We start from the raw sequence: 5,333 nt of genomic DNA, 5'->3' as shown, positions 1-5,333 counted from the left end.
CCAGCCACGCCCGTAGTCCGACCGGCGGGTCTCCGACCAGCCGACCTAACCCAACCCCACCGATGAAAGGGACATCAACTCGCAGAACGCACTCTAAGGTCCCATAGCGGCCGTAGCGCAGGCGGTGGCGATGGTCTTCGGGCCGGCATAGATGGTCATCGTCATTCGTATGGCCAGCTCACGGCGGCGTTCGGCATCGATGGCGGGCAGTGTCCAACCGATGAGCAGCACGCGCATCATGGCACCGTTAGTCCACCACCATCGCCCACCAAGTGATCCGGTTGCGTCAAACCGCTCGGCCGCTCTTTAGCGGTGGGGCCGGCGCCGCGCATGTTGGGCAGTGCCGCAGCGAGGGCGGTGAGGCAGCGGCCCCTGGGCCGCCAGTTCCCGCTCAGATTCTAGGCGACCAGGATGAGCTGTTCGGAGTTGTCTGATGTGCTGCCGAGAGGCCAGCTCTCTCGTGTGGTGAGATGGATAGCTCAGGGCGCCGAGCGCGTTAAGGCGGGGCCCACGCTGAGGCTGGGCCAGGTGGCGGTCTCCTTACCTCACCCGCACTCCAACGACCTGGCCCGTCCCGTCTTCCCGGCGCCCCTTCTCACCGCGCACGGCGTCGCCCTGCCCACAGGACGTGGCGCATATATCCGGCGCCGAGATCGCCCAGTGCGTAGATCGCCTCACCGTCGGGGCGTCTCGCGGTACCTCGGCTCGCATACCGACAACGCGTCCTACGAGAGGTGCTCCTCCCGTTTACGAGTGTGAGGATGGCACGAGCCGAACCGCTCGATGTGGTGCTCCGCGAGGTGCTCCTGGAGCAAGGTGTCACGGAACTGATAGTACGGGCCCTCCATGCGCAACAGGCCCACCCGGTAGGCGTCCTCGAGAAAGCTCATGGTGCGCAGCGGCAGCCGCCTTCTCGTGGCCAGTCGCGGAATCGTTAGGTAGTACGCCAGCCATGCGTGGTGCCTCCCCTGGACAAGCCCAAAGATCATTCCCAGCAGGATTCCGCCCGTGAGGGCCGTCGCCACGCTCATTCCGTGCCGCCACCCGATGAGGCTGGCTAGGAGGCCAATCACGACGCCGCTGATGATGCGGATGAGGGTGAGGTGCCTATCGTCCTTCCACGTCGAGCGCGGCGATCTCGCAGTACTCTTCTCGGTGGCCTTTTCCACCCAGCGGGGAAGACCCATCGTGAACTCGTATCCGAGCCCGGACACCAGTCCGAGGGTGATCGCGCCGTCCACTCGCCCCTTGCTCTGCAGGAAGCCGACCATGGCGCCCATGAGCGCCATGCACAGCGCCTCTCGCGTAGTCTTCCCTAGGACGGAAAGCCTCTCCCAGATATTGAGGTTTGCGAAGCCGGGCCACTCCGTGAACCACGACTTGACCTTAAGCCTTACCAGGATGCCGCACGCGACGCCGATCGCCAGCCCGGTCGCGGGGCTTTCCAGGAGACCGAGCGTCACCCCCACGACAAGTCCGCACAGAGTGCTGACCACCCAAGGCACCAGGCGGCTGTGCGGATTGCAGGTCAGACTCCACCAGGCCACATCGTGCGGGCTGCCGTCAGGTGAGGGGTGGAGGGACAGATAGGCGAGCCAATCGCGGACCTGCCGGGCGTTGAGAGTATGGAGGGGGCTAAACAGCTTGTTGCCGCGGGGATGCAACTTGATCAGGGTGGGGATGAGCTGGTCACACAGGTGGGTACGCAGCGCCTGCGGATCCGCCATCTCCCCGAGGCGCTGCAGTTTCGTCGCCTCTTTCTTGTCCGCGACGTAGACTTCGCGGATAAGCCAGAGCCCCAGCGGCTTGGAAGTGACCTCTGCCAGCGCGGGTGCCGTGCCTCCCCTTAGCTTCGCCAGGATGTCGGGCCAGGGGGCGGTAGGCCGTCGCGGGAGCGACTTCGCCAGGTAATCGGCGACCGAAGTGGGGGACAGACGATCCGGCTCAAGGACGGCCGCCGTAGTGAGAACGTCCCAGGCTGACTTGATGGCTTCGAGGAACTCGCTGGTACGGCACGTGACGATCAGCTGATCAGCGTTGTACAGCGACCGTTTCAGTGCTCTGAGCATCGCGGCTTCGTCCGGCGCCTCATCCAGCGCATCCAAGACAGGCAACACCTCTCCGTGCGACGCCAGTTCCCGAGGAAGGTTCGGCGCGAGCCCTTCGGCGCGTAGCGCGGGGTATTCCATGTCCAGGTACTCGGCGAGCCACTCGTGCAGTGGCACGTACTCGGCCGTGTCGTCATGCTCGCCGGTCCGGACGGGCCAGCTTGCGGCGGGTAGCAGGACCGGGACGGGATCTTCGGGCCGACGCGTTTCCGTCAACTCCGCGAGCAGCTGCAGGGCGAGCGTCGTCTTGCCGGAGCCTTGATCACCGATAATGACCAGGCGCTTGCGCTTCAATCCGCGGAACGCGTCAGCCAGCCTCGCGATGTGGTCCGAACTGCTGAAGACCACCTTTTGCCCGGCGTTCAGGCGGGGATGGCCCCGCAACTCGTCCCGCTGTGCGGATCTCCAGAAAACCGGAATCGGTCTGGGGTCATCCAGCATTAGCACTCGCATCGCGTCCTTGCACTGCTCGGTGACTTGGAGCGCGAGGATGTCCTTGGCCTTCCGGATCTCGTCGGGCGAAGCTGCGGGTGACGGCCGGCGGGCACGTCGCCACTGGAACAGCAGTCGCAATACTCCGTCGGTGAGCGCCACCACGCCGCCCGCCGTCGAGAGGAATGACGGAATATCGAGGGCCTTGAGATTGAAATTCGCCGCCATCCACATGAGGACCAGGCCCAGGAGCATGAGTGAAATTCCCAGTATCACTGACACTCTGGGTGGACGCTTGTGTAGTCGTTCCATATACCCATAATGCGGCCGTAGAGAACCGAGTTTAACTAAACGAGCTGCAACGTCCGGCTGATCTTTAGGAAAGAAATCTAGCTTAATCAAAGAAAGGTCAGTGCCTCTATGCGACATATCTCCGTCCCGCAGCCCGATTCCGTGATTCCCGGGCGGCAGCCCGTCCGCGGTGGCCCGGAATGACGAGATTGCCGTCGGTGATGATCATGAACCGTTCCAGCCCGGGCACGATGGCGTGTACGGCCGTGATCTCGCCAGAGAGGCGGGCCACCGTGCGGTGGTACGGCGAGTAGCCGTGCGAAGCCAGAGTGGCGATCACCTCGCGTAGCTGGACTTCGGGAGGACCGGACGCGGAGCCGGAAGGGGCGAAGGGCACCGTCATGGTGGCGCGCAGGTGATCGGTGAGATCGAACCGCCCACAGGCGTACAGCGCCGGATGGGCGACGAGGCCCGCCAGGTGCCCCCGCGGCGAAAAGGGCGGTGGGGACAGATCTTCACCCAGGCTGACCTGCAAGAGCTCAGTGAGGGCGCGCCAGGCGGCGTGGACGGAGCTGAGCGAGGTGCCGACGCCGCGCCTGTGCGGCCGTCCAGAACTGGGGGGGATGTAGGCCAGCATGGTGGGCACCCCAAGGTCCGTCGTGATGTCCAGCAGGTGGACTTGCGAGGTGGTGCGCCGCTCGCAGGCGGCGAGGGCGAGTGCAGGCCCGCGTGGCAGGGTGCCGGGGTCGATCACCGTGAGCCAGGAGTCGCCCCCACCTAGGAACGACCTCGCCAGCAGTAGGGAGAAGGCGTCGCGTTCGATCACCTCGTTGAGAGCGTGTAGGAGCGCCTCGGCCGTGGTGACGCCAATGGCTGAGCCACTGTTGCAGCTGTAGCGCGTCAGTTCGCCGTAGTCGCAGGTGTCCGCCGCCTCCTCCCGCAGGTGATCCGCATTGGTCTCGACGTACCAGGGAGCGGACAGAAAGACCGGCACCGGTACATCCTGTCCTCCGGTTAGCGAGTGGTAGGAGTAGCACGCCAGACATTGGGACGGTCTCCTCGCAAGTAGGACGGCGGCGGGCTCGCCGCCCAAGGGCCCGCGGGCGATATCCTGGCAACCGGCCAACGTCAACGCTGTCGAATCGAACAAGATGGGCCCTGTCAAGTAGTGCTCCAGGGCCTCGTACAACGCTCCCACACGCGCTTCCGCGCGCCACCCCTTGCCCATCCCCATGGCCATGGGCGGTACCACTCCACTAGGGGTGCGCAACCGACACGACCACGCCGTCGGATCGCCTCCCTGGCCCAGATCGGCGAGTTCGGGCTCCAAGCCGAGACTGGCCAGGGCCCCCATCGCCCGCTGGTCAGCCTCCTGAAGCGGTACCGAACGCTCCACCCCAGGCATTTTCTCCTAGTTAGGCTCGATCTCCGGTTCTGTCAGCCCGGATAGGAATTCCTTCTCGAGGTCCGTCAGCTCCTGGCCGTTTCTGTCGAGGGACTCCGCCAACGCATAATCCACTCCGAGACCCATGATCAAGACCCCCTACCGCAGAGGTGCAGATATAAACCACTACTTCCAGCACACATGGCTCCGGAGGATACGGCAACAAAAGGCACCCAAAACTGTGGTGACGCTAATTTCGCCCGTAGCGGGCGGCGAACCCTGATCCGGCACGGCTCAAAGCCCTCGGGCCCGGCCGTCTCGTCTCACACGGCCAACTCCCCGACCTGCCGGATCTGGGGTGGTTGCCCAGGGCGACGCCAACCGTGGGGTCGGAACTAGGATCCGTCCCATAATTGTCTGTTTTATTCGATTTTGGGGTGAAGATGTAACAGTGCCGGATCGGGTCAAACGCGCACCAAATGGAGCCGAAGATCCTAAATCTCCGGCACTTGAGCGCCTCGGGCGTCTTTGATCTGAGCACGGTGTGGCCGCCCCGGTGATTGCCGAGATCGCTGGCGCGCGGGTCGAGATCCCCAAAGCCTGGCGGCTATCGGCGATGAGATCGCGGGCCTTCGCCGATGGAACGAGCACATCAACGCCACCCAGCTCGACCCGTTCCACGCCCACTCTCTGCACGGCGACCTGAACGACCTACGTCTCAGGCTTGATCGCCTGACGGGCAAAGACGGTGCGAAGATCCGGCTTCGGGTTCTGCGCATTCATATCGGGGCTGTCGCCGGACCTTTTGAAGCACGCCCTGGAGGCGAGCATCTCGGCCGCGCTCAGCAGCGCGATATCCACGGTTGACCTCGGGAAATGTCTTCAAGATCATCCCCTGTATGTCCCCGGATCATGATCCTACGGCTGCGTACGGGTGCCCTCGGCGACCTACCAAGGGCCTGGCAAGCAAAAGACCTGCGGCAGAGAAACCGCAGGTCAGAGCACGAAATGCCTGGTGGATAAGAGTGCCCCCGGCAGTGTGCTGGTTCAGGACATAGGAAACCCATGTCGCAAGACATAGGAAACTTCAACAGAGTGTGTCTCGGGACATAGGCAAC

4 protein-coding genes are annotated in these 5,333 nt (G+C 64.0%); all 4 read right to left on the bottom strand.

The genetic code is table 11. From position 1 onward, the window contains the following. Positions 1-93: 93 nt before the first annotated feature. Positions 94-240: a hypothetical protein gene (locus AB0C28_RS56080; protein ID WP_358085738.1), complete on the bottom strand. Its 147-nt coding sequence runs from the start codon at positions 238-240 to the stop codon at positions 94-96. Positions 241-725: 485 nt separating this feature from the next. After that, positions 726-2,795, bottom strand: coding sequence for a hypothetical protein (locus AB0C28_RS56075; protein WP_358085736.1), 2,070 nt, complete (start codon positions 2,793-2,795; stop codon positions 726-728). Between the two features lie 163 nt (positions 2,796-2,958). Beyond that, on the bottom strand, positions 2,959-4,059 hold the full coding sequence (locus AB0C28_RS56070) for a YcaO-like family protein (protein WP_358085741.1): 1,101 nt from the start codon (positions 4,057-4,059) through the stop codon (positions 2,959-2,961). Between the two features lie 867 nt (positions 4,060-4,926). Next, positions 4,927-5,076, bottom strand: coding sequence for a hypothetical protein (locus AB0C28_RS56065; RefSeq protein ID WP_358085733.1), 150 nt, complete (start codon positions 5,074-5,076; stop codon positions 4,927-4,929). Positions 5,077-5,333 lie beyond the last annotated feature (257 nt).

Source organism: Nonomuraea sp. NPDC048892 (genome assembly GCF_040649735.1).
In the GTDB taxonomy this organism is placed as follows: domain Bacteria; phylum Actinomycetota; class Actinomycetes; order Streptosporangiales; family Streptosporangiaceae; genus Nonomuraea; species Nonomuraea maheshkhaliensis.
The sequence above is the reverse complement of the archived record's forward strand: the minus strand, read 5'-3'. Positions and strand labels throughout refer to the sequence as shown.